We start from the raw sequence: 23666 nt of genomic DNA, 5'->3' as shown, positions 1-23666 counted from the left end.
ATTTCCTTTTGCGTGTGGGGTGGGGGGACCATCTCCAAACCGGGGGCCCCCAACTAAATCCGCCCCCGGGTTGCCGGGGGGGCCCGCTTCTGCTGTGCGGACCGCCGCCTCCGCGTACGGCGGCGGCGTCGCGGGCCGTCTCTCAGGCCGTGAGCTTCTTGCTCAGCCATTCCACCGCTGCCGGGATCTCCCGCTTCCAGGTGTTGAAGTTGTGGCCCCCGCTGTTCAGCGTGATCGAGGACACATGCGTCGGCGCCTTCACCTTGTCGATGAACTTCAGCGTCGGCTTGAGGTTGTCCTCGCCCTTCTTGCTGGTGGTCAGCAGCAGCGAGGTCTTGGGCGCCGGCAGGTTGTCCAGCGACCACAGCAGGTCCGCCCGCTGCTTCAGCTTCTTGCTGCCGCCGAAGAGGTCGCCGGTCGTCGGGTCCTCCGCCGCCTTGTAGTACGCCGAGAGGCCCGCTCCCGCCGCGAACTTGTCCGGGTGCTGCATCGCGATCTTCACCGCGCAGTAGCCGCCGGTGGAGTTCCCCATGAAGCCCCAGTTCTCCGGCTTCATGCCCACCCGGTAGGACGAGGAGATGGCGTGGCGCAGGTCCTTGGCGAAGAACGTCTCGGTCTGCGGGCCGCCGGGGATGTCCACGCACTCGGTGTCGCGCGGCGGGGCGACGGTCGGCCGCATCATCACCATGATCATGGGCTGTGCCTTGCCCGCCCGGGCCTGCATGAGGGCGGTCTGCGGGTAGCGGAGCCCCTTGATCAGGTTCATCGCGGTGCCCGGGTAGCCGGTCAGGACGACGGTGGCCGGGAACTGCTTCTTGGCGTACTTCGGCTGGAAGTACTCCGGCGGCAGATATACGAAGGCCGGGCTGGCGATCTTGGAGTCGCGGCCCTGGATCCGTACCTCCTGTATCTGGCCGCCGACGGTCGGCTTGTTGCCGCCGGGCACGTCCATCGCGCGCGTGCCGATCAGCTGGGCCTGCTTGCCGCCGCCCTGCGCGTGGTCGACGACCACGCCCATGCCCTCCTCCTGGCCGAAGAGGTCGGCCCAGGACCCGTAGAAGAGGAACGACTTGTTCGCCGCGAGGCCGACCGCCGCGAACAGGGCCAGCTGGGTCGCCAGCAGCATGCCGACGCGGCCGAGGACGGCCCGCCAGGTGCGGCCCGAAAGACGGGGCCAGAGCCAGATGGTGACGGCGAACAGCAGGATCGCGATCACGACCGCGAGGGCGAGAACCTTGGTGCTGGTGAGACCCATGACTAGATCGTTACTTCCTGGATGAGAATTTCCTGAGAGCCGAGTGAACCCACCCCCCGGAAGCGCCGTCCTAGTGGACGCACGTTGCCCGGACGGACCTTCTCCAAGTTCCGCGGGCACAAAACCCCTCGCGGAAACCTCGGGAAGCGATGTCAATCAGAATAGATGGGGATAAGTCCGGAGCGGTTCCGGATCGGGTGCGGCGGGTGCTTCGCGGACCGCGCCCCGAGAAGGTCCCCGCGCTGGTGGGCGCGGCAGTCACGCTCGTCGGCCTGCTCGACATCGCGGCCGGGGTATTCCCCCGCTTCCGGCACAGCCGGATGCACAGCATGGCAGAGGTGCTGCCCGGCACCTTCGGGCCCTTCGCCGCCGCCTTCTCGCTCACCGTGGGCGTGCTGCTGCTGCTCCTGGCGCACGGCCTCAAGCGGCGCAAGCGGCGGGCCTGGCGCTCGGCCGTGGTCCTGCTGCCGGTCGGAGCCCTCGCCCAGTACACGTACCGCAACTCGGTCGTCGGAGTGCTGATCGCGCTCGCGCTTCTCGCGCTGCTGCTGGTCCACCGCAGGGAGTTCTCCGCGCTGCCCGACCCGCGCAGCCGCTGGAGGGCGCTCGCCAACTTCGTGCTGATGGGCGCGGGCTCGATCGGGCTCGGCCTGCTGATCGTCAGCTCGCACCCGCGGCGGGTCGTCGGCAATCCCGGGCTGCCCGACCGGCTGGAGCACGTGCTCTTCGGCCTGGTCGGTTTCGAGGGTCCCGTGTCGTACGCCGGCCAGGTCTCCTGGACGGTCGGCTACTCGCTGGGCGCTCTGGGCTGGATCACCGCGATCACCACCATCTACCTGGCCCTGCGCCCCGAGCACCCGGCCGCCCGCCTCACCGAGGAGGACGAGGTACGGCTGCGCGCCCTGCTGGACAAGCACGGCGACCGCGACTCGCTGGGCCACTTCGCGCTGCGCCACGACAAGGCCGCCGTCTTCTCACCGAGCGGCAAGGCGGCGGTGACGTACCGCGTGGTCTCCGGGGTGATGCTCGCCTCCGGCGACCCGATCGGTGACGTCGAGGCCTGGCCGGGCGCCATCGAGCGGTTCATGGACGAGGCGAAGGCGCACTCCTGGACGCCGGCCGTGATGGGCTGCTCGGAGACCGGCGGCGAGGTGTGGACCCGTGAGACCGGTCTCGACGCCCTCGAACTGGGCGACGAGGCCATAGTCGACGTCCCCGACTTCTCCCTCTCCGGACGCGCGATGCGCAACGTGCGCCAGATGGTGAAGCGGATCGAGCGCAACGGTTACGTCACCAAGGTGCGCCGGGTCGGGGACCTCGACCAGGAGGAGCTGGAGCGGATCAGGCGGGCCGCGGCGGACTGGCGGGGCACCGAGACCGAGCGCGGTTTCTCCATGGCGCTGGGCCGGGTCGGCGAGCCGGGCGACGAGGACTGCTTCATCGCCACCGCCCACAAGGCCGACGAGGAGGGCGCCCGGCCGGGCCCCTACGGCGACATCAAAGCCGTACTCCACTTCGTGCCGTGGGGCCCGGACGGCATGTCCCTGGACCTGATGCGCCGCGACCGTGCCGCCGACCCGGGGATGAACGAACTGCTGATCGTCGCCTCCCTGACGGCCGCCCCCGGCCTCGGCATCAAGAAGGTCTCCCTCAACTTCGCCATGTTCCGTTCGGCGCTGGCGCGCGGCGAGAAGCTGGGCGCGGGGCCGGTGCTGCGCGGCTGGCGGGGCCTGCTGGTCTTCCTCTCGCGCTGGTTCCAGATCGAGTCGCTGTACAAGTTCAACGCCAAGTTCCGGCCGCGCTGGGAGCCCCGCTTCGTGGTCTTCCGCACCACCCGCGACCTGCCGCGCATCGGCTTCGCGGCCATGCAGGCGGAGGGCTTCGTCACTCTCGGACTGCCGCGCCCCTTCGCCCGCAAGGCCTCGCCGAAGCGGCAGCCGAAGCCGTGCGCCCACACGGAGAGCGTGCGGGTCCCGGAGACCTCCGGGGTCTGAGCGGGGGCGCGGCGGGGCGGGCCGCCCGGCGGACCCGTTCCGGCGGTCCGGCCGGCGGCGTCGCCCCGGTGATCCGGCCGGCGTTTCCCGCCCCGGCGGTCCGTCCGCCCGGGCGGGTCAGCCGACGGATTCCACTTCCACTTCCTGGCGGGGAACCTTGCGGCCGTCCGCGTCGATCGACCGGCGCAGCGCCTCGTGCAGCCTGGCCGGGGTGAGGACTCCCAGGAAGCGGCCCTCGCCCGCCTCGTCGATGACGGCGATCCAGCCCGCGTCGTGCTGGAGCATCGTGGCGAAGGCCTGCTTGAGCGAGGCGCCCACCGGCAGCCACGCCTCCATCCGGCGGGCGTGCTCGCGCACCGTACCGCCGGATCCGACGGCGTCCGCGGGGATCCAGCCGTGCAGATTGTCCTCGCCGTCCAGGACGACGGCCCAGCGGGCGCCCTCGGCGGACAGCCGGGCGGTGGCCGTCCGCAGCGGGTCGTCGAGGTGCACCACGGGCGGCTGGTCGAGGTCGGACTCCTCGATCGGGGTGACCGAGAGGCGCTTCAGGCCCCGGTCCGCGCCGACGAAGTCCGCGACGTACGGGGTGGCCGGGGCGCCCAGTACCGCGGCCGGGGGGTCGAACTGCTCGATGGTGCCCTGGCCGTAGACCGCGATCCGGTCGCCGAGCCGTACCGCCTCCTCGATGTCGTGGGTCACGAAGAGCACCGTCTTGCGCACCTGCGACTGGAGCTTGAGGAATTCGTTCTGGAGGTGCTCGCGGACCACCGGGTCGACGGCGCCGAAGGGTTCGTCCATCAGGAGCACGGGCGGGTCGGCGGCCAGCGCGCGGGCGACGCCGACGCGCTGGCGCTGGCCGCCGGACAGCTGCTCGGGGTAGCGGGACCCGTACACCGAGGGATCGAGACCGACCAGGTCGAGGAGCTCGGCGGCACGCGCGCGTGCCTGTGCGCGCTTCACGCCGAGGAGGTGGGGGACGGTCGCGGTGTTGTCCAGGACCGTCCGGTGCGGGAAGAGGCCGACCTGCTGGATGACGTAGCCGATGCGGCGCCGGAGTGCGACGGGGTCGACGGTGGATATGTCCTCGCCGTCGAGCAGGATGCGGCCCTCGCTCGGTTCGATGAGCCGGTTGACCATCTTCATGGTGGTGGTCTTGCCGCAGCCCGAAGGGCCGACGAGCGTGACGAGTTCACCCGCGGCGACCTCGAAGGACAGGTCGTCGACGGCCGTCGTCCCGTGGGCGTAGCGCTTGGTGACGTGCTCGAACCGGATCATGGGACCCCATTGTGACGACTGGTGACGGACGTGGTGTGAAGGGCGTGTTGCCGGGATGTGGCGGCCCGAACGCGTTGTCAGTGCCTCGGGCTATGGTCTTGAACATACGTTCCCGAGCGACTGGAATCGGCCTGACGGGGGAGGTGGGGACGCGTGAGCGAACAGAGCTGTCTGGTGACGAACGACTGGATCTGCGGGGAGTACCTGCGTTCCCGCAGCCAGGAGCTGACCGACGCGACGCTCCAGCACCTGTGGATCACGGTGGTCTCGGTGTTGATCGGACTCGCCGTCGCCTTCCCGCTCGCACTGCTGGCGCGGCGCGGCAAGCGGTTCGCCGGACCCGTCCTCGGGCTGACCACCGTGCTGTACACGGTGCCCTCGCTGGCGATGTTCTCGCTGCTGCTGCCCCTGTTCGGCCTCTCCTCCGCCCTGGTGATCACCGGCCTCGTGCTGTACTCGCTGACGATCCTCGTCCGGAACATCCTGGCCGGGCTCGAAGCCGTCCCCGCGGAGACCCGCGAGGCCGCGCGCGGGATGGGGTACGGGCCGTGGCGGATGCTCCGCGAGGTCGAACTGCCGCTCGCGCTCCCGGCGCTGATGGCGGGCGTGCGGATCGCCACCGTCTCGACCGTCGCGCTGACCACGGTCGGCTCCATCGTCGGCCGGGGCGGCCTCGGCAACCTCATCGAGGACGCCCTGCCCACCTTCTTCAAGGCCCAGGTGCTGGCCGCCTCCGTGCTGTGCGTCCTGCTCGCGCTGGTCGCCGACCTGCTGCTGCTCGGACTGCAGCGGGCGCTGACGCCGTGGACCCGGGTGTCGCGCGCGAAGCGGGAGCCGCTCCCGGCCCGAATACGGAAGACTTCCGCGACTGTTGAGGCGGGCTGATCGCGATGGGTGTGCTCGGCGAAGCCTGGACCTGGCTGATGACAGGAGCCCACTGGTCGGGGGAGGGCGGCGTCCTGACCCGGCTGACGGAGCATCTGTACGTCAGCGGGGTCGCGCTGCTCATCGCCTGCGCCCTCGCGCTGCCGGTGGCCTTCCTGCTGGGGCACCTCGGCAAGGGGGGCGCCCTGGCGGTCAACATCTCCAACGTGGGCCGGGCCGTGCCGGTGTTCGCGGTGCTCGCGCTCTTCATGGTCTCGCCGCTGCGCTCCTCCGGGTACGTACCGACGATCATCGCGCTGGTGCTGTTCGCCGTACCCCCGCTGCTGACCAACGCGTACGTGGGGATGCGCGAGGTGGACAGGTCCGTGGTGGAGGCCGCGCGCGGCATGGGGATGGACGGCCGCCAGCTCTTCCTCCGGGTGGAACTGCCGCTCGCCTACCCGCTGGTGATGACCGGGCTGCGCTCGGCGGCCGTGCAGGTCGTGGCCACCGCTTCGATCGCCGCGATGGTCGGCCAGGGCGGGCTCGGGCGGATCATCACAGCCGGCTTCAACACGTACGACACGGCGCAGGTCGTCGCGGGGGCGATCCTCGTGGCACTGCTCGCGCTGCTGGTGGAGGGGGCGCTGGTGCTGCTCGGCCGGCTGTTCTCCCCGTTGCGCAAGTCCGTCTGACAGTCCTTTCGTTCCTGCACCTCGTGCACTCCATGGATGGTGAACCCTCATGAGCAAGACCTCACGCCTCGCCGGTGCGGTAGTCGGCCTGGTGGCACTGACCGGTTCGCTCGCCGCGTGCGGCGGCGACAGCCTGGAGAGCCAGGGCAAGCCCGGCGGCGGCTCCTCGGACTCCGCCGGGGGCGGCAAGAAGGGCTCGCTGGTGGTCGGTGCCGCCGCCTTCACCGAGCCCAAGGTGCTGGCCGAGCTGTACGCCCTGGTCCTGAATGACGCCGGGTACGGCACCTCGGTGACCGTCGTGAAGAACCGTGAACTGTACGAGCCCTCGCTGGAAAAGGGCGAGATAGACGTCGTCCCCGAGTACGCGGCGACCCTCACCGAATTCCTCAACGCCAAGGTGAACGGCGCGAAGGAGGCGGAGAAGAAGCCGCTGGCCTCCAGCGACGTGAAGGCCACCGTCGCCGCGCTGGAAAAGCTGGCAACGCCTCTCGGGCTGAAGGTGCTTCCCGCCGGGGAGGCCGTCGACCAGAACGCCTTCGCGGTGACCAGGGAATTCGCCGCGAAGAACAACCTCAAGACCCTTTCCGACCTGGGGAAGTCGAAGGTGAAGGTCAGGATCGCAGCAGGGGACGAGTGCGAGATCCGGCCGTTCTGCGCGCCGGGCCTGAAGTCGAAGTACGGAATCGACGTCACCGGCATCGACCCCAAGGGCGTCGGCACCCCGCAGTCGAAGCAGGCCGTCAAGGACGGTGAGGACCAGCTCGTCCTCACCACCACCACGGACGCCACCATCGACAGCTTCGGACTCGTCTTCCTGGAGGACGACAAGAAACTGCAGAACGCCGACAACCTGCTTCCCGTCGTGAACGCAAAAGAAGCGGGCGACCCCGCCGTCGCGGATGCCCTCGGCAAGCTCACCAAGGTCCTGACCACGGCCGATCTCGGTGAACTCAACCGCAAGGTGGACATCGAACGCGCCAAGCCGGCCGATGTCGCGAAGGCATATCTGGAGTCCAAGGGCCTCATGAAGAAGTAACCGGGCGGAAGTTGGGGCGCCACCCGGACCGATTCCGGTAACCGCACGGGAACAGATTGCCGGGTGGTGCCCCGTTCGTGTCTTGCGCACGGTAAATTTCGGGCCATGCCACGTGGACGCCACCGCCATTCCCCGCCCCTGCACAAGCTGCTTCCTCCCTCGGCGGTCGCGGGCGGCTCACTCGTGTGTGCCGCCGGTGCCTGGTTCGTGGCGGAACCCGTGGTGCTGCGGATCCTCGTCGCCGCCGCGGCGGCCGCCGCCGTCACCGGTGCGACTCTGATGCGCAGCTGGGACCGTACGGCGGGCCGCAAGGTCGCCGAGCTCAACCGGGCGCGCGAGGCCGACGGGTGGAAGACCGAGGAGCGCATCGCCGACATCGAGGCCGACCTCGAGGAATCGCGTGCGCTGCGGGCCAAGCTCGAAGCCAAGCTCCGCGCCAAGCGCGTCGAACTGGCCGGCCTGCGCAACGAGCACGCCGCACTGCTGCGCAGGTACGCGACTGCGGAGACCGAGCGCGCCAGCGCCCTGGAGAGCCGCCGCAGGCTCGCCAAGGAAGCCGCTGCCCCGGCCAGGGAGCTGACGGCGGCGGCCTCCACCCCGACCACCGCCGCGTACATGAGGGCGGCCGCCGCGCTGGAGAACCTGACGCGCAACGGGGCGGAGCAGCGCAGGGCCGCCGAGGCGGCGCGCGTCGCGGAGGCCGTGGCGGCTCAGCTGGAGGTACGGGTTCCGGCCCAGGCTCCGGTGCGGATCGACGCGGAAGCACTGACTCCGGTACCGGCGGCGCCGGGTGCGGCGGCCCCGGGTGCGGCGGCTCCGGCCGCGGCTTCGAGTACGGCAGCCCCGGGTGCGGCGGCCCCTGCTTCCGTACCTGCCCCGGCAGCGCGGCAGGATCCGGCGGCGCGCGAGCACATGCGCCCGTCGTCGGCCCTCGCGCCGTACGCCCCGCAGAACCTGCCCGCCGGACGCAAGCAGGGCGGCTTCGACTTCTTCGGCACGGGCTCGGCCCCGGGTGCGGGCACGGCTACAGATGCGGGCTCCGCTTCGGGTGCGGGCACGGCGGCACAGGCCACGGACGCGACGGCGCTGGAGCCGGTTCCCGCCACCGTGACGGAGGCCGTGCAGCAGGAGGACCTCGCGGACGTCGTCGGTGAGGAGGCCCTGGCGCTGCACCGGTCCTCCCGGGCGGGCGCGGACAGCGACGCGGTGGGCGAGGTCATCGACCTGACCGCGCACGACGAGACCGAGCAGCTGGACGTGGCGCAGCTCAGGAGCGCGATCGGCTCCTGAGCCGCCGTACGCCGCCCGTTCCGCGCGCGCCACGGCGGCCGCGCGGCGGCGGGTGACGCGCCGCGTGCCGTCCTACTTGTCGATGTCGCCGACGACGAAGAACAGCGATCCGAGGATGGAGACCATGTCGGCGACGAGCGTCCCCGGCAGCAGCTCCGTCAGCGCCTGGATGTTGTTGAACGACGCCGAGCGCAGCTTCAGCCGGTAGGGCGTCTTCTCGCCCTTCGACACCAGGTAGTAGCCGTTGATGCCGAGCGGGTTCTCGGTCCAGGCGTAGGTGTGGCCCTCGGGGGCCTTGAGGACCTTGGGCAGCCGCTGGTTGATCGGGCCCGGCGGCAGGCCGGCCATCCGGTCGAGGCAGGCGTCGGCGAGGTCGAGCGCGTTGTGGGTCTGCTCCAGCAGGCACTCGAAGCGCGCGAGGCAGTCGCCCTCCTGCCGGGTGACGACCTTCAGCGTGTCCTGGAGTTCGCCGTACGCGAGGTAGGGCTCGTCGCGGCGCAGGTCGAAGTCGACGCCGGAGGCCCTGGCGATGGGCCCGGAGACGCCGTACGCGTGGACGGCTTCGGCGGACAGGACGCCGATGCCCCGGGTGCGGCCGCGGAAGATCTCGTTGCCGAGGACGAGGTCGTCGTACACGTCCATCCGGGAGCGTACGGAGGCGACGGCGTCGCGGGCCCGGCCGAGCCAGCCCAGCGGAAGGTCCTCCTTGAGGCCGCCGACCCGGTTGAACATGTAGTGCATGCGCCCGCCGGAGACCTCCTCCATCACCGCCTGCAGCTCCTCGCGCTCGCGGAACGCGTGGAAGACGGGGGTGATGCCGCCGAGCTCCAGGGGGTACGAGCCGAGGAACATCAGGTGGTTGAGCACCCGGTTCAGCTCGGCGAGCAGCGTACGGGTCCAGACGGCGCGCTCGGGGACCTCCATGCCGAGCATCCGCTCGACGGCCATGACGACACCGAGCTCGTTGGAGAACGCGGAGAGCCAGTCGTGCCGGTTGGCCAGCATGACGATCTGCCGGTAGTCGCGGGCCTCGAAGAGTTTCTCCGCACCCCGGTGCATATAGCCGATGACGGGCTCGGCGTGCTGGATGCGTTCGCCGTCGAGGACCAGCTTGAGGCGCAGGACGCCGTGGGTGGAGGGGTGCTGGGGGCCGATGTTGAGCACCATGTCGGTGGAGTCGGCCGCACCGCCGATGCCGACGGTCGTCGTCTGCGGGGGCGTCTGCGTCATGCGGGACAGTATCCCCCCGGCTCCCCCGTAACCCGAGCGCGGGGAGCGGTCCCCGCAGGGTGAGGACGGAGAGGGGTGCGGTCCCCGCACCTCCAGGGGCGCGGACGGGCCCTTCCGTCCGCCACCCGGAGGGTCCTCACACCGTGGTCGTCAGCCAGCCGAAGTCGCCCAGCCCGCCCCGCCCCACCAGCTCCGCCGCCTCTCCCGCCGCGGCGAGCGCGCGTACGTACCCCGCCGGGTCCGTCGAGGCCAGCGACAGCGGTGGACGCACGCCCGTGACGCCGAGCCGCCGCAGCTCCTCGCGCTGCGTGGTCAGGACGGAGGCCCCGGGGTGGCGTGCCGCGCACGCGTCCAGTGCCACGTGGGACGTCACGTCGCAGCTGCCGTCCGGCACCGGCCGCACCTCGCGGCCCGACGCGAACCCCGTCAGGGTTCCGAACGCGGGCCTCGCGTCCCGTACGTGCGCGTAGTCGACCGCCACCGCCCGCCCCGCCAGCAACGTCGCCACCGCGTCCGCCCACGCCTCGTCCCGGGGCAGCCCGATCTCCGCACGGTGGCCGGGCCGGCCCGCCACCGGCCACCACCGCTCCAGCCACCGGGCGTCGGGCCCCGCCACCTCCGCCCCCAGCCGCTCCGTGCCGTCAGGACCGACCTCCACGTACCGCACCGTCCCCGCCTCGTCCGCCTCCGCGACGTCCACCGGCACGTTGTCCAGCCACTCGTTCGCGAAGACCAGACCGGTGACCCGCTCCGGCGGGCAGGACAGCCACTCGATGCGGGGGTCCAGGCCGGGCGGGCGCGCCGCCCGTTCGACGGCGTACGCGCGCACCTCGAAGCCGCCGGACCCGGCGGGCAGGGCCGCGAGTACTCCGGTCAGGAGCTCCCCGTGCCCGGCCCCGATGTCCACCAGGTCGATGCCGCCCGCGGGTTCGCCCAGCGACACGTACGTCTCGTGGAGCAGCCGGGCCACCGCGCCCGCGAACAACGGGGAGGCGTGTACCGACGTGCGGAAGTGGCCGGCCGGGCCCTGCGGCCGGAGATAGAAGCCGCCCGCACCGTACAGAGCCTCCTCCGTCGCCTCCCGCCATCCGCGCCACTCGGACACTTCCTGGCATTTCTTGTCGCTCACGCCCCCAGTCTCCACTCCGTCTCCACCTTGGGGAGTAGTGGTCCGCGCACCGGATCGCCCCTCCGGTTGACCCATTGGCCTCTGCGGTTTCCCTACGCTGGTGGTGTGCAGCGCCTCTACGATTTTCTCCGCAGGCACCCGACGGGCGTCGACAGCTTCTGGGCTGTGGTCCTCTTCGGGATGTCCGCGCTTTCGGCGAGTTCCTTCAGCGGGGCCCTGCTCGGCGCGACGCTCTTCTGTGCCCTCCTGATGTGCCTCACGGTGGCCCTGCGCCGCCGGGCACCGGAGAAGATGCTGCTGCTGTCGATCGCGACGGGACTCCTCCAGGTCGGGGTCGGTGTCGAGCCCAACCTCGCCAACGTCGCGATGTTCGCCATCGTTTACACCGTCGCCGCGAACGGGGCCCGCTGGGCGTCCAGGCTCGCGCTCGCCGGGTCGGTGCTGGCAGGGACGATCTCCCAGGTCCGCTGGCCGGTCGACAAGGGCGACGCGGTCGCGCCCATCGCCTTCTCGGTCTTCCTGACCGTGCCGTTCATCCTGGCCTGGGTGCTCGGCGACTCGATGCGCACCCGGCGCGCGTACTTCGCCCAGCTGGAGGAGCGGGCCGCCCGCCTGGAGCGGGAGCGCGAGGCCCAGGCCAAGGTCGCCGTCGCCGCCGAACGGGCCCGGATCGCCCGCGAACTGCACGACGTCGTCGCCCACAACGTGTCGGTGATGGTGGTGCAGGCGGACGGTGCCGCGTACGTCATGGACGCCTCGCCCGACCAGGCCAGGCAGGCCCTGGAGACCATCTCGACGACGGGCAGGCAGGCGCTCGCCGAGATGCGCAGACTGCTGGGGGTGCTGCGCACCGGCGAGCACCAGGAGAGCGGCGAGTACGTGCCGCAGCCCGACGTCCAGCAGATCGAGGACCTGGTGGAACAGGTCCGCACGGCCGGGCTCACCGTCGACTTCAAGGTCGAGGGCACCGCCCGCCCGCTGCCCAGCGGCGTCGAGCTGACCGCGTACCGCATCGTGCAGGAGGCACTCACCAACACCCGCAAGCACGGCGGCCCCGAGGCGGGCGCCAGCGTCCGGCTGGTCTACTTCGACGACGGCCTCGGTCTGCTCGTGGAGGACGACGGCCGGGGCGCCGCCCACGAGCTGTACGAGGACGGCGGCGCGGACGGCCAGGGGCACGGCCTGATCGGCATGCGGGAGCGGGTCGGTATGGTCGGCGGCACGCTGGACGCGGGGCCGCGCCCCGGCGGCGGCTTCCGCATCAGCGCACTGCTTCCGCTCAAACCGGCCCACTGACCCCGCCCCAGCCCCGAGTCCCCTCGCCCCAGCCCTGCGTCCCCCCGCCCAGCCCCGAGTCCGCCGAGTCCGCTCGGAACCCACCGCTCCGGAAGGTCCCCCATGCCGCCGATCCGCGTCATGCTCGTCGACGATCAGATGCTGCTGCGCACCGGATTCCGGATGGTGCTGGCCGCGCAGCCGGACATGGAGGTCGTCGCGGAGGCGGGCGACGGGCAGGAGGCGATCGACGTGCTGCGGAGCACCGCGGTCGACGTCGTGCTGATGGACGTACGCATGCCGAGGCTGGACGGGGTGGAGGCGACGCGGCAGATCTGTGCCGCCGACCACCCGCCCAAGGTGCTCATCCTGACCACGTTCGACCTCGACGAGTACGCCTTCTCCGGCCTCCAGGCGGGGGCCAGCGGTTTCATGCTGAAGGACGTGCCGCCGAGCGAACTGCTCGCCGCGATCCGCTCCGTGCACAGCGGGGACGCGGTCGTCGCCCCGTCCACCACCCGCCGCCTCCTCGACCGCTTCTCCTCGATGCTGCCCAGCACCGGCAAGGAGCCGCAGCACAAGGCGGTCGAGAAGCTCACCGAGCGGGAGCGCGAAGTGATGCTGCTGGTCGCCCAGGGGCTGTCGAACGGTGAGATCGCCGCCCGCCTCGTACTGTCCGAGGCCACCGTCAAGACGCATGTGGGCCGCATCCTCACCAAGCTGGAGCTGCGCGACCGGGTGCAGGTGGTCGTCCTCGCGTACGAGACGGGGCTGGTCCGCGCCGGCGGCTCACCGGGCGGACACTGAGCCGGGCGGACACTGAGCCGGACGCGCCCCGGCCGGGCGGGCGTCGAGCCGGGCCCGTTCGGGGGGCGTCTCCTACCGCAGCACCCCTTCCAGGAAGTCGCTGCCCAGCCGGGCCACCACCGTGACGTCCAGCTGGTGCAGCACGTAGCGGCCGCGCCGCCGCGTGGTGATCAGGCCCGCCTTCTTCAGCGCGGACAGGTGCCGGGACACCTCGGGTGCGGTGATGCCGAGGGTGTCGGCCAGCTCGCCCGTCGTGTACGGAGTGCGCGCCAGGAAGCGGCACAGCCGCATCCGCATCGGGTGTGCCAGCGCTTCGAGCCGCCGTTGCAGCAGCTGTACGGAGGCGGGGGAGGGCAGCTCCGGGGCGCTCACCGGGTAGTGGATCACCGGCCGCCAGCCCGGGGCGTGCAGCACCAGCAGATGGGGCCAGCCGAAGGTGGTCGGCACGGCGGTCAGTCCGGCGCCGACCTCCGGGTCCACCGCGGTGGTGTGGCCCTCGGCGAGCTTGTCCGCCCAGATGCGCTGCGCCTCCTCGTTCAGGGTGAGGGCCGGGGATATCGCGTGCAGCGCCTCCGCGAGGCCCCTGCGCCGGTGCAGGTCGTGCTTGTGGCGGGCGTCCGAGGCGAGCTGGCCCCTGACACGGTGCCAGGTGTCCGCGAAGAACGCCTCGTTGCAGTCCTCGAAGAGGCGCCGCAGCCAGAGCCGGACCGAACCGGGGTCGCTGAGCAGCCGCTGGGTGAAGTCCAGCTGCTTGGGGCCGCGGGCCGCCGCCAGCTCCAGTGCACGGGTCCGCAGCGCGGCGTCCCTCAGTGGGGAGGGGCCGCCCGCCGCGTACATGCTGGAGCAGGTGAACTCCAGGGCCGCCGACACGAACGCCTCGTCGTCCAGCCGGTCCAGCAGGTCCAGATCCTCACCGAGCGTCGCGCCGGGCGTCCCCGGTCCGTCCTTGACGCCCGCGAACGGCAGGAACACGTCGGAGAACGTGGTCCGCCACAGGAAGTCGGCCTCGGTCAGCCGGTCCGCGAGGTCCGGCTTCAGCGCGGAGGAGGTCGCGGTCGCCCAGCCGTGCAGCCCGGGGTGGTGGCCGGGCTCGCACAGCGCGTGCAGTGCCATGCCCAGCTCGCCCAGGGGCGAGATCGCGAAATCGATCCGCTCGGGCGGCAGACCGGCGATGTCCACGGAGACGCTCATGGGCCCATGGTGCCCGCTCGCACTGACAATCGGTCCGCCGATTGACGGGGGCCGTCAATCGACCGGGCCCCGATTGACGAGCCCCGTCAATCGGTTGGCGGGTCCGCGGCGCCGGGCGCAGCGTGAGGGGCATGAACGCATCCCAGCAGTACATGCTCGACGCCTACCGCGCCGCACAGCACGGCGCCCCCACCCCGCCCGCCCCGGGCCGGCACGACTGGCAGACCGTCCGCGAACTGCGCGACACGGTCCGCGACGACCTCCGCTTCCGCGCGGTGGTCGCCGAGCGCCCGGCGCGGACCTACCTCAGGGCCGCCCTCGCACGCCTCACGGACCGCTTCCGCACCCCGCGCACCGCAGCCGTCTCGGGCACCTCACCGGCCCCGCGCCCCGCAGCCACCTCCCACCCCGCAGCCGCCTCCCGCCCCTCACGGGCCCCGCGCCCCGCACCCGCACCCCGCCCCGCACCGGCACCCCGTACCACCACCCGCCCCCGTCCTGCGGGCTGCAACTAGCCGAGCCGGCCGGTGAACTCGGCCACCGCCGACCGCACGTCCGCCGCGGACCACTCCAACCCCTCGGACGCCACCGTCACCTCCGTCACCGCCAGCCCCACAGGCCCTTGGGGCGCCGGGTGCCAGCGGTGGAACAGGGTCGTCCCCGTCTCCTCGGACTGCCGTACGCCCGCCTCCGTCAGGACCTCGGCGTCGTACGGCAGCCACACCTGGAACTGATGCGTGTGCGGGACCTCGGGATGCACCCGGAACCACGGCACCTTCGCCGCCCCGAACCCCTCCCCGAGCGCCTGCGCCACCACCTTCGCGTGCGCCACGTACTCCGGCAGCCGGGGCAGTTCGCGCGCCAGCCCGAGCAGTGCGCTCAGCGCCGCCGGGTACTGGTGGAAGAGCTGCCCGCCGTAGCGGTGCCGCCACGTCTTCGCCTCCTCGATCAGCGTCCGCGGCCCGGCCAGTGCCGCCCCGGACATGCCGCCGAGCGACTTGTAGAACGACACGTAGACGCTGTCCGCGAGCCCCGCGATCTCCGCCAGGGACCTGCCGAAGTGGGGCGTGCACTCCCACAGCCGCGCGCCGTCGAAGTGGACGACCGCGTCCCGTTCCCGGGCGGCCGCCACCGTCGCGGTCAGCCCCTCCCAGTCCGGCAGGACGAACCCCGGTTCGCGGAGCGGGAGTTCGAGCATCAGCGCGCCGAAGGGCTCCTCGAAGTCCCGGATCTCGTCGGCGGTGGGCATCCGGGGCTCTGTCGTCGGGTGCACCGTGCGCAGTCCGCTCACCGCCGAGAACGCGCCGCGCTCGTGCTGCTCGGGGTGCGACTGCGGGTGCAGGGCGACGACCGGGTTGCCGGTACGGGCGGCCCAGCAGCGCAGTGCGACCTGCTGGGCCATGGTGCCGGTGGGGAAGAAGGCGGCGGCCTCGGTGCCGAGCAGGGCGGCGGTGCGCCGCTCCAGCTCCTCGACGACGCCGTCGCCGTAGAGGTCGGTCCAGTCGTCGAGGTCGTACACGGTGGACGCGTGCGTGGCGAGGTCGGTCAGCAGGTCGCCGATCCGGGGCTCGACGGGGGTACGGGCGAGCGTCCGGGAGGCGGCCCGCCAGGCGGTCAGCCTGCGGAGCCGTGCGGCGGCCGGGTCGCCCGCACCAGCGGTTCCGGTGCCGGTGGTGGGGCGGTCCGTGCCGCTGCTGTCGTCCGTGGTGTCGGTCATCCGCCGATCATGGCGCACGCCGTCCGCCCCGCGGTACGGGATTTCCCACAGCCTGTGGACAACGGGCGCGGAGCCGGTGCGACGCGGCGCGAACCATTACGCGGGCCGGTGCGCTGGCGGCGCGAACCGCACCTGTGCCCGTGCGCTGGCGGCGCGAACCGCACCTGTGCCCGTGCGCTGGCGGCGCGAACCGCACCTGTGCCCGTGCGCTGGCGGCCCGAACCGCACCCGTGCCCGTGCGCCCGCAGCGCGAACCGCACCCGTGCCCGTGCGCTGGCGGCGCGAACCGCATCACGGGAAGCCTCCGAAGCGCTGGCGTAGCATGACGGGCAGTCGTCCGGTACCCCCTGCGGACTGGAACGGAAGGCCGTTTCCGCGTGAACGCATCGCACCTGTCCGACCCCCATCCCGACCCCCGGGACCGCCCCGCCCGTCTCACCGTCGGTGTCGTCGGCGCGGGCCGGGTCGGCTCCGCCCTGGCCGCAGCCCTGCGCCAGGCAGGGCACCGCCCCGTCGCCGCTTCCGGCGTCTCGGACGCCTCCGTGCGCCGTGCCGCCGCCCTGCTGCCCGACGTGCCGCTGGTCCCCCCTGCCGAGGTCTTCGCGCGCGCCGACCTGGTGCTGCTGACCGTCCCCGACGACGCGCTCCCCGGTCTTGTCGAAGGCCTCGCCGAGACCGGCGCGATCCGCCCGGGCCAGCTCGTCGTGCACGCCTCGGGGCGGTACGGGACGGCCGTCCTGGCCCCCGCCCTGCGGGCCGGCGCCCTGCCGCTCGCCCTGCACCCTGTGATGACCTTCACCGGCACCGCCGTGGACGTCCAGCGCCTCGCGGGCTGCTCCTTCGGCATCACCGCTCCGGAGGAGCTGCGGCTCGCCGCGGAAGCGCTGGTCATCGAGATGGGCGGCGAACCCGAGTGGATCGCGGAGGAGGCCCGCCCGCTCTACCATGCGGCCCTCGCCCTCGGTGCGAACCACCTGGTCACCCTGGTCGCCCAGTCGATGGAGCTGCTCCGCACCGCCGGTGTCGCCGCTCCCGACCGGATGCTCGGCCCGCTGCTCGGCGCGGCCCTGGACAACGCCCTTCGCTCCGGCGACGGCGCCCTCACCGGGCCCGTCGCCCGCGGTGACGCGGGCACGGTCGCCGCCCATGTCGCCGAGCTGCGCAAGCACGCCCCGCAGACCGTCGCCGGCTATCTCGCGATGGCCCGCACCACCGCCGACCGCGCCCTGGCGCACGGTCTGCTCAAGCCGGAGCTGGCCGAGGACCTGCTGGGTGTCCTCGCGGAAGGAGACCCGCGATGAACCTGCCGATCGCCGTCGTGCGCACCGCCGCCGAACTGGCAGCCCTCCCGCGCACCGGCCGCCGCGTCGTGGTCATGACGATGGGGGCCCTGCACGAGGGCCACGCGACGCTGATCCGCGCGGCACGCGCGCGTGCCGACGAGCAGGCCGCGGCGTACAGCACCCCCGAGGGGCGGACCCCGGCCGAAAGCGTTCCCGACGGACAGGTACCCGACAGGCAAGCCCCCGACAGGCAAGCCCCCGACGGCCAGGCCCCCCGCGGCCAGGTCGTCGTCACCGTCTTCGTCAACCCCCTCCAGTTCGGCGCGGGCGAGGACCTCGACCGCTACCCCCGCACTCTCGAAGCCGACCTCCTCGTCGCGCTCGAAGCGGGCGCGGACGCCGTGTTCGCACCGTCCGCCGACGAGGTCTACCCCGGCGGCGAGCCGCAGGTCCGGATCACCGCGGGCCCCATGGGCGAGCGCCTCGAAGGCGCCACCCGCCCCGGCCACTTCGACGGCATGCTCACCGTGGTCGCCAAGCTGTTGCACCTCACCGCGCCCGACGTCGCGCTGTACGGGCAGAAGGACGCCCAGCAGCTCGCCCTGATCCGGCGGATGGCCCGCGACCTGAACTTCCCCGTCACCATCGAGGGGGTGCCCACCGTCCGCGAGGACAGCGGCCTGGCCCTCTCCAGCCGCAACCGCTACCTGTCGGAGTCCGAGCGCCGTACCGCGCTTTCCCTCTCCACGGCCCTCTTTGCGGGCCGCGACCTCCTCGCCGCCCGGCAGACGCCGTACGCGCACGTACGGGAGCAGGACCCGGCAGCCGCTGCACGCGCGCGTGCCGGGGCCCCGGCCGCGCCAGGCCCGGAGCGGGAGGCCGCCGACGCGCGCGCCGTGCAGCACGCCCCGCGGCCGGCCCCCGCCGCCGTACGGGAAGCGGCCCGCGCGGTCCTGGACGAGGCGGCCCGGCTCGATCCCCCGCTCGTACTGGACTACCTGGCGCTGGTCGACCCGTCCGACTTCACCGAGGTCCCCGACGACCACACCGGCGACGCGGTCCTCGCGGTCGCCGCCAAGGTCGGCACCACCCGCCTGATCGACAACCTCCCCCTGGTCATCGGCGCCGACGCCGACGACACCGCCCACCGGGCCGGGGCAACGCAAGGAGCAGCACAGTGACCGGCATACGTCTCGCCGCCCCCGCCCCCGGCTGGGCGATCGAAGCCGACGTCGTGGTCGTCGGCTCCGGCGTCGCCGGACTCACCACCGCCCTGCGCTGCACCGCCGCCGGACTGCGTACCGTCGTCGTCACCAAGGCCCGTCTGGACGACGGCTCCACCCGCTGGGCGCAGGGCGGCATCGCCGCGGCTCTCGGCGAGGGGGACACCCCCGAGCAGCACCTGGACGACACCCTCGTGGCGGGCGCCGGGCTGTGCGACGAGGAGGCCGTCCGCCTCCTGGTGACCGAGGGCCCCGACGCGGTACGGCGGCTGATCGACACCGGTGCCCACTTCGACACCGACCCCGTCTCCGGAGCCATCCAGCTCACCCGCGAGGGCGGCCACCACCGCCGCCGCATCGCACACGCGGGCGGCGACGCGACCGGCGCCGAGATCTCCCGCGCCCTGGTCGAAGCGGTCCGCGAAAGGGCCGTCGAGACGATCGAGAACGCCCTGGTCCTCGACCTCCTCACCGACGCCGAAGGCCGTACCGCGGGCGTCACCCTGCACGTGATGGGCGAGGGCCAGCACGACGGCGTCGGCGCGGTCAACGCCCCCGCCGTCGTCCTCGCCACCGGCGGCATGGGCCAGGTCTTCGCCGCCACCACCAACCCGGCGGTCTCCACCGGCGACGGCGTCGCCCTCGCCCTGCGCGCGGGCGCCGAGGTCTCGGACCTCGAATTCGTCCAGTTCCATCCGACGGTGCTGTTCCTGGGCACGGACTCGGAGGGCCAGCAGCCGCTGGTCTCCGAGGCGGTACGGGGCGAGGGCGCGCACCTCGTCGACGCCGACGGCGTGCGGTTCATGCTCGGGCAGCACGAGCTCGCCGAGCTGGCCCCCCGCGATATCGTCGCCAAGGCGATCATGCGCCGCATGCGGGAGCAGGGCGCCGCCCACATGTACCTGGACGCCCGCCACTTCGGCCGCGAGATGTGGGAGCACCGCTTCCCGACCATCCTGGCCGCCTGCCGCAGCCACGGCATCGACCCGGTCACCGAGCCGATCCCGGTCGCCCCCGCCGCCCACTACGCGTCCGGCGGCATCCGCACCGACCTGCACGGCCGCACCACCGTGCCCGGCCTCTACGCCTGCGGCGAGGCCGCCTGCACCGGGGTGCACGGCGCCAACCGGCTCGCCTCCAACTCCCTGCTGGAGGGGCTGGTCTTCGCCGAGCGCATCGCGGACGACATCACCGCCGCCGCACCCCGCATTCCGGGACCCCCGGCCGAACCCGCCGCCGTCCAGCCGCTGGTCGCCCCCGAGGCCCGCCACGGCATCCAGCAGACGATGTCGCTGGGTGCCGGAGTCCTGCGCTCCGCCCAGAGCCTGGGCGACGCCGCGGACGCCCTGGAGGCCGTACAGCGCGACGCCGCGCACGAGCGGGACAGCGGCGGCAAGCAGGCCGAGCCCGGGGTCGACTCCTGGGAGACCACCAACCTCCTGTGCGTCTCGCGCGTACTGGTCGCCGCCGCCCTGGAGCGCGAGGAGACCCGCGGCTGCCACTGGCGAGAGGACCGCCCCGACCGCGACGACACCGACTGGCGGCGGCACCTGGTGGTCCGGCTGACCCCGGACCGCCGGCTTGTGGTGCGGCGCACCGGGACCGCCGCGTTCCCGCCCGTACGGACCGCGGCGCCCGCCCCCGCACCAGAAGCACCCCAGGAACTCCAGGAACCCCAGGCGTCCCAGGCACCGCAGACACCCCACGCACCCCAGGAACCCCACACCCTCCCGAAGGAGCAGCACCAGTGAGCACCCCCGAGAACCCCCGGCTCCTGCCCCAGGCGGACGCGGCCGGCGGCTGCGGCGACGCATGCGGCTGCTCCGGCGAAGGCGCGGGCACCGCGGGCTTCCAGGAGGACGGCACCTACGACCTCTCCGACTGCGGCCTCGACCCCCACCTCGCCCAGCTCCTGCTGGACGCCGGTCTCGACCCGGTCGAGGTCGAGGACATCGCCAACGTCGCCCTCGCCGAGGACCTCGCGCACGGCGTCGACGTGACCACCGTGGCGACCGTCCCCGAAACGGCCGTCGCCACCGGCGACTTCACCGCCCGCGAGGCCGGTACGGTCGCGGGCCTGCGCATCGCCGAGACGGTCCTGTCCATCGTCTGCACCGACGAGTTCGAGGTCGAGCGGCACGTCGAGGACGGCGACCGCATCGAGGCCGGCCAGAAGCTCCTCACCGTCACCACCCGCACCCGCGACCTGCTCACCGGCGAGCGCAGCGCACTGAACCTCCTGTGCCGCCTCTCCGGCATCGCCACCGCCACGCGCGCGTGGGCCGACGTACTCGAAGGCACGAACGCCAAGGTGCGCGACACCCGCAAGACCACCCCGGGCCTGCGCTCCCTGGAGAAGTTCGCGGTCCGCTGCGGCGGCGGCGTCAACCACCGCATGTCGCTCTCCGACGCGGCCCTGGTCAAGGACAACCACGTGGTGGCCGCCGGCGGTGTGGCCCCGGCGTTCAAGCTGGTGCGCGACGCCTTCCCCGAAATCCCCATCGAGGTCGAGGTCGACACCCTCGCCCAGGTCACCGAGGTGCTGGAAGCGGGCGCAGACCTGATCCTGCTGGACAACTTCACCCCGGAACAGACCGCGGAGGCCGTCGCCCTGGTCGCCGGCCGCGCCGTCCTGGAGTCCTCGGGCCGCCTCACCCTCGCTACCGCCCGCGCGTACGCGGAGACCGGTGTCGACTACCTCGCGGTGGGCGCCCTGACCCACTCCTCCCCGATCCTCGACATCGGCCTCGACCTGCGCGAGGCCGACGCCGGGACCCGGGACGGGGAGTAGACCGTGCTGCTCACCATCGACGTCGGCAACACGCACACCGTCCTCGGCCTGTTCGACGGCGAGGAGATCGTCGAGCACTGGCGCATCTCCACCGACGCCCGCCGCACCGCCGACGAGCTCGCCGTGCTCCTGCAGGGCCTGATGGGCATGCACCCGATGCTCGGCAACGAGCTCGGCGACGGCATCGAGGGCATCGCCATCTGCTCGACCGTCCCCTCGGTCCTGCACGAGCTGCGCGAGGTCACCCGCCGCTACTACGGTGACGTCCCCGCCGTCCTGGTCGAGCCCGGCATCAAGACCGGCGTGCCGATCCTGATGGACAACCCCAAGGAGGTCGGCGCCGACCGCATCATCAACGCGGTCGCCGCCGTCGAGCTGTACGGCGGCCCGGCGATCGTCGTCGACTTCGGTACGGCGACCACCTTCGACGCGGTCTCCGCCCGCGGCGAGTACGCGGGTGGCGTGATCGCCCCCGGCATCGAGATCTCGGTGGACGCCCTGGGCGTCAAGGGCGCCCAGCTCCGCAAGATCGAACTCGCCCGCCCGCGCAGCGTGATCGGCAAGAACACCGTCGAGGCCATGCAGTCCGGCATCGTCTACGGATTCGCCGGCCAGGTCGACGGAGTCGTCGCCCGGATGGCCCGCGAGCTCTCCCCGGAGGACCCGGAGGACGTCACCGTCATCGCCACCGGCGGCCTCGCCCCGATCATCCTCGGCGAGTCCTCGGTGATCGACGAGCACGAGCCCTGGCTGACCCTGATCGGCCTGCGCCTGGTGTACGAGCGCAACATCGCCCGCATGTAACCCGCGCGGCGGGCACGCCTCCCGGCCCGTGCCCGCCCGCCCGCGCCCCACGTCGGCGTCCACCCGCCCTGGTCCGGTCGGGTCCGGTCGGGTCCGGTCCGGGTGGGCCGGTCCGGACCCGCATTCCCACTCCGGCGTCCGTCCGCGCCCCGCAACGCGCCAATATTCTCCCTTTAATCAATATTTGTCCGCTTAGCACTTAAAGTCGGCCCATGCCCACGCCATACGGTTCCCGCGGCGGCATGGCGTTCAGCGCAGACGAACTGCGTGTGCTCCGACGCGCCCTCGCCCTCGCCCTCCACCCCGCCCCCCTCCCCGCCGACGAGGTGCGGGACTGCCTGCGCCTGGCCGACTCGGTGGACGAAGCGATCCGGGAGGCGGGCCGGCTGCGCGCCTTCCTGCTCGCGGACCTCGCCCGCTACCGTCTCGCGCTCCCCGGCTCCACCACCGGCTACCTGGAACTCCTCCAGGACGCCCTGGCGGCCGGCTACCGCCCCCAGCCCGACGACCTGGTCGCTCTGCGCACCCTGCGCCACCTGCCGCTCGCGGCCGCCCTGCTCGCCCGCTGCCAGGGCATCGCGGAGCGCTCGGTGCGCGCCAGGCTCGCCCGTACGACACCGACGGGTGCCGCAGCCGGTGTGCCTGCCGCACCCGCGCCGCGCACGCGGCTGACCGCCCTCCCCGGCGGCCGCTCCGACAGCGGTCCGGCCCGTCCGGCCCCCGCGAAGCCGGCCCCCGCGGGAAATCCGGCCCCGCCGCGCCCCGTGCCCACGCCGGCCGAGGCCTTCCCGCCCCGCAAGCGGCCCGCGCCCCCCGGGGAGCAACGGGAAGCAAGCTAGCTACTCTGGGGGCATGGACTACGTTTCCGCGCTCGTGCCCCCGGTGGTGATGGCCGCCTTCTTCATCGGCCTCGTCGTGACGATCGTCAAGACGCAGGGCGGTACCAACAAGGCCAAGGAAGACGCTTTCGCGGACGCCAGGGCGGCGACCACGACGTCGACCGCGTCCAGGGATTCCGCCGACAGCGCCTGAGCGCGGAGCGCGGTGCGCGCCCGGGCTGCCCGCCGACGGCGCGCGGCCCGGGCACAGAGCGCCGGGCGCGGTACAGGCGTGAGAACGGCGCACAGGGGCGCACGGTCCGGGTAAATCACCGGACTGTGCGCCCCTCTTTTCTTGGGCCGCCCGCCCGAATAGCCAGGCAATCCGGATATCTCCCACTAAGGTGGCGCTGTGCCACGCCGATTGGGAGAGCTGGAAGACGCCGTCATGACGCGCGTGTGGCAGTGGAACCGACCCGTCACCGTCCGGGAAGTCCTCGAAGATCTTCAGAAGGACCGGTCCATCGCCTACACCACCGTCATGACCGTAATGGACAATCTCCATCAGAAGGGCTGGGTGCGCAGGGAAGTAGACGGCCGCGCCTATCGGTATACCTCGGTCTCCACCAGGGCCGCCTACTCGGCCGCACTGATGAACGAGGCCTGGTCCACGAGTGACAACCCGGCGGCCGCCCTTGTCGCGTTCTTCGGCATGATGTCCGCCGAACAGCGCGTGGCCCTGCACGACGCGATGCGGGTGGTCCGGAGCGACACCTCCGAAGAAGCGGAAGTTCCGGTTGAAGCTCCGCCGGAAGGCCGAGATGAAGTCCGGGATGAAGACCGCGACGAAGTCCGGGATGAAGACCGGGCGGGAGCCCCGCCGGAAGACCGGGACGAAGACCGGCACGAAGCAGCCGGTGAAGCCGCCGGTGAAGTGCCGGACGAAGTCCCCGGTGACGGCGGGAACGCCCCGGGGCGATAGCGTCCAA

22 protein-coding genes are annotated in these 23666 nt (G+C 72.5%); 16 read left to right on the top strand and 6 right to left on the bottom strand.

Going from position 1 to position 23666, the window contains the following annotated elements; genetic code table 11:
* Nucleotides 1-142 precede the first annotated feature (142 nt).
* Nucleotides 143-1255, bottom strand: a complete 1113-nt coding sequence (locus ACFWVV_RS32650; protein ID WP_384356716.1) for an alpha/beta hydrolase — start codon at nt 1253-1255, stop codon at nt 143-145.
* Nucleotides 1256-1404: 149 nt separating this feature from the next.
* On the opposite strand from ACFWVV_RS32650, the gene ACFWVV_RS32645 reads away from it, so the two are divergent.
* The gene (locus ACFWVV_RS32645; protein ID WP_384356713.1) at nt 1405-3249 is read left to right on the top strand and encodes a phosphatidylglycerol lysyltransferase domain-containing protein; all 1845 of its coding nucleotides are present in this window, start codon (nt 1405-1407) and stop codon (nt 3247-3249) included.
* A gap of 117 nt (nt 3250-3366) precedes the next feature.
* Here the strand turns inward: ACFWVV_RS32645 and ACFWVV_RS32640 are convergent, their stop codons facing one another.
* Nucleotides 3367-4524 carry an ABC transporter ATP-binding protein gene (locus ACFWVV_RS32640; RefSeq protein ID WP_384356710.1) on the bottom strand — a complete coding sequence of 386 codons (1158 nt, stop codon included), beginning with the start codon at nt 4522-4524 and terminating at the stop codon, nt 3367-3369.
* Nucleotides 4525-4677: 153 nt separating this feature from the next.
* Between ACFWVV_RS32640 and ACFWVV_RS32635 the strand changes: the two genes are divergently transcribed.
* The 4 genes from ACFWVV_RS32635 (at nt 4678) to ACFWVV_RS32620 (ending at nt 8409) form a co-directional block, all read left to right on the top strand.
* Nucleotides 4678-5409, top strand: a complete 732-nt coding sequence (locus ACFWVV_RS32635) for an ABC transporter permease (RefSeq protein ID WP_384356707.1) — start codon at nt 4678-4680, stop codon at nt 5407-5409.
* Between the two features lie 5 nt (nt 5410-5414).
* Nucleotides 5415-6083 (top strand): ABC transporter permease, encoded by a 669-nt coding sequence (locus ACFWVV_RS32630; RefSeq protein ID WP_384356704.1) that lies wholly within the window; start codon nt 5415-5417, stop codon nt 6081-6083.
* A 49-nt stretch (nt 6084-6132) separates the two neighbouring features.
* Nucleotides 6133-7119, top strand: a complete 987-nt coding sequence (locus tag ACFWVV_RS32625; RefSeq protein ID WP_384356701.1) for an ABC transporter substrate-binding protein — start codon at nt 6133-6135, stop codon at nt 7117-7119.
* A 105-nt stretch (nt 7120-7224) separates the two neighbouring features.
* A complete protein-coding gene (locus ACFWVV_RS32620; RefSeq protein ID WP_384356699.1) occupies nt 7225-8409 on the top strand; it encodes a hypothetical protein in 1185 nt (394 codons plus the stop codon).
* Between the two features lie 72 nt (nt 8410-8481).
* Here ACFWVV_RS32620 and ACFWVV_RS32615 read toward each other — a convergent pair whose 3' ends face one another.
* Nucleotides 8482-9639 carry an NADH-quinone oxidoreductase subunit D gene (locus ACFWVV_RS32615; RefSeq protein ID WP_384356696.1) on the bottom strand — a complete coding sequence of 386 codons (1158 nt, stop codon included), beginning with the start codon at nt 9637-9639 and terminating at the stop codon, nt 8482-8484.
* 136 nt (nt 9640-9775) lie between these two features.
* Entirely contained in the window at nt 9776-10768 is a 993-nt protein-coding gene (locus tag ACFWVV_RS32610; protein ID WP_384356693.1) for an SAM-dependent methyltransferase, read from the bottom strand.
* A 105-nt stretch (nt 10769-10873) separates the two neighbouring features.
* Between ACFWVV_RS32610 and ACFWVV_RS32605 the strand changes: the two genes are divergently transcribed.
* Both ACFWVV_RS32605 and ACFWVV_RS32600 read left to right on the top strand, forming a co-directional pair.
* The gene (locus ACFWVV_RS32605) at nt 10874-12064 is read left to right on the top strand and encodes a sensor histidine kinase (protein WP_384356690.1); all 1191 of its coding nucleotides are present in this window, start codon (nt 10874-10876) and stop codon (nt 12062-12064) included.
* A 102-nt stretch (nt 12065-12166) separates the two neighbouring features.
* Nucleotides 12167-12850, top strand: a complete 684-nt coding sequence (locus ACFWVV_RS32600) for a response regulator (protein ID WP_384356687.1) — start codon at nt 12167-12169, stop codon at nt 12848-12850.
* A gap of 72 nt (nt 12851-12922) precedes the next feature.
* On the opposite strand, the gene ACFWVV_RS32595 is transcribed toward ACFWVV_RS32600, so the two are convergent.
* Entirely contained in the window at nt 12923-14041 is a 1119-nt protein-coding gene (locus tag ACFWVV_RS32595) for a DUF5937 family protein (RefSeq protein ID WP_384356684.1), read from the bottom strand.
* 131 nt (nt 14042-14172) lie between these two features.
* Here ACFWVV_RS32595 and ACFWVV_RS32590 point away from each other — a divergent pair, with 131 nt between their 5' ends.
* Nucleotides 14173-14556, top strand: a complete 384-nt coding sequence (locus ACFWVV_RS32590) for a hypothetical protein (protein ID WP_384356681.1) — start codon at nt 14173-14175, stop codon at nt 14554-14556.
* On the opposite strand, the gene ACFWVV_RS32585 is transcribed toward ACFWVV_RS32590, so the two are convergent.
* Nucleotides 14553-15758: a threonine aldolase family protein gene (locus ACFWVV_RS32585; RefSeq protein WP_384356678.1), complete on the bottom strand. Its 1206-nt coding sequence runs from the start codon at nt 15756-15758 to the stop codon at nt 14553-14555. The two genes, ACFWVV_RS32590 and ACFWVV_RS32585, sit on opposite strands and share 4 nt — an antisense overlap.
* Nucleotides 15759-16150: 392 nt before the next feature.
* Between ACFWVV_RS32585 and ACFWVV_RS32580 the strand changes: the two genes are divergently transcribed.
* The 8 genes from ACFWVV_RS32580 to ACFWVV_RS32545 all read left to right on the top strand — a co-directional run bounded on the left by ACFWVV_RS32580 (nt 16151) and on the right by ACFWVV_RS32545 (nt 23659).
* Nucleotides 16151-17059: a Rossmann-like and DUF2520 domain-containing protein gene (locus ACFWVV_RS32580; RefSeq protein WP_384356723.1), complete on the top strand. Its 909-nt coding sequence runs from the start codon at nt 16151-16153 to the stop codon at nt 17057-17059.
* Nucleotides 17056-18222, top strand: coding sequence for a 4-phosphopantoate--beta-alanine ligase (locus ACFWVV_RS32575; RefSeq protein ID WP_384356675.1), 1167 nt, complete (start codon nt 17056-17058; stop codon nt 18220-18222). Before ACFWVV_RS32580 ends, ACFWVV_RS32575 begins: the two co-directional genes overlap by 4 nt.
* Nucleotides 18219-20015: an L-aspartate oxidase gene (locus ACFWVV_RS32570; protein WP_384356672.1), complete on the top strand. Its 1797-nt coding sequence runs from the start codon at nt 18219-18221 to the stop codon at nt 20013-20015. Before ACFWVV_RS32575 ends, ACFWVV_RS32570 begins: the two co-directional genes overlap by 4 nt.
* The gene (gene nadC / locus ACFWVV_RS32565; RefSeq protein ID WP_384356669.1) at nt 20012-21055 is read left to right on the top strand and encodes a carboxylating nicotinate-nucleotide diphosphorylase; all 1044 of its coding nucleotides are present in this window, start codon (nt 20012-20014) and stop codon (nt 21053-21055) included. Before ACFWVV_RS32570 ends, nadC begins: the two co-directional genes overlap by 4 nt.
* A gap of 3 nt (nt 21056-21058) precedes the next feature.
* A complete protein-coding gene (locus ACFWVV_RS32560) occupies nt 21059-21859 on the top strand; it encodes a type III pantothenate kinase (protein WP_384356666.1) in 801 nt (266 codons plus the stop codon).
* 242 nt (nt 21860-22101) lie between these two features.
* Nucleotides 22102-22698 (top strand): hypothetical protein, encoded by a 597-nt coding sequence (locus tag ACFWVV_RS32555; RefSeq protein ID WP_384356721.1) that lies wholly within the window; start codon nt 22102-22104, stop codon nt 22696-22698.
* A gap of 13 nt (nt 22699-22711) precedes the next feature.
* Nucleotides 22712-22891, top strand: coding sequence for a hypothetical protein (locus ACFWVV_RS32550; RefSeq protein WP_384356663.1), 180 nt, complete (start codon nt 22712-22714; stop codon nt 22889-22891).
* A 234-nt stretch (nt 22892-23125) separates the two neighbouring features.
* On the top strand, nt 23126-23659 hold the full coding sequence (locus ACFWVV_RS32545; RefSeq protein WP_384356719.1) for a BlaI/MecI/CopY family transcriptional regulator: 534 nt from the start codon (nt 23126-23128) through the stop codon (nt 23657-23659).
* Nucleotides 23660-23666: the final 7 nt, after the last annotated feature.

This window comes from Streptomyces sp. NPDC058663 (assembly GCF_042716745.1).
Taxonomy (GTDB): domain Bacteria; phylum Actinomycetota; class Actinomycetes; order Streptomycetales; family Streptomycetaceae; genus Streptomyces.
Note: the sequence above shows the minus strand (reverse complement) of the source record. Positions and strands in the feature narration are given on the sequence as shown.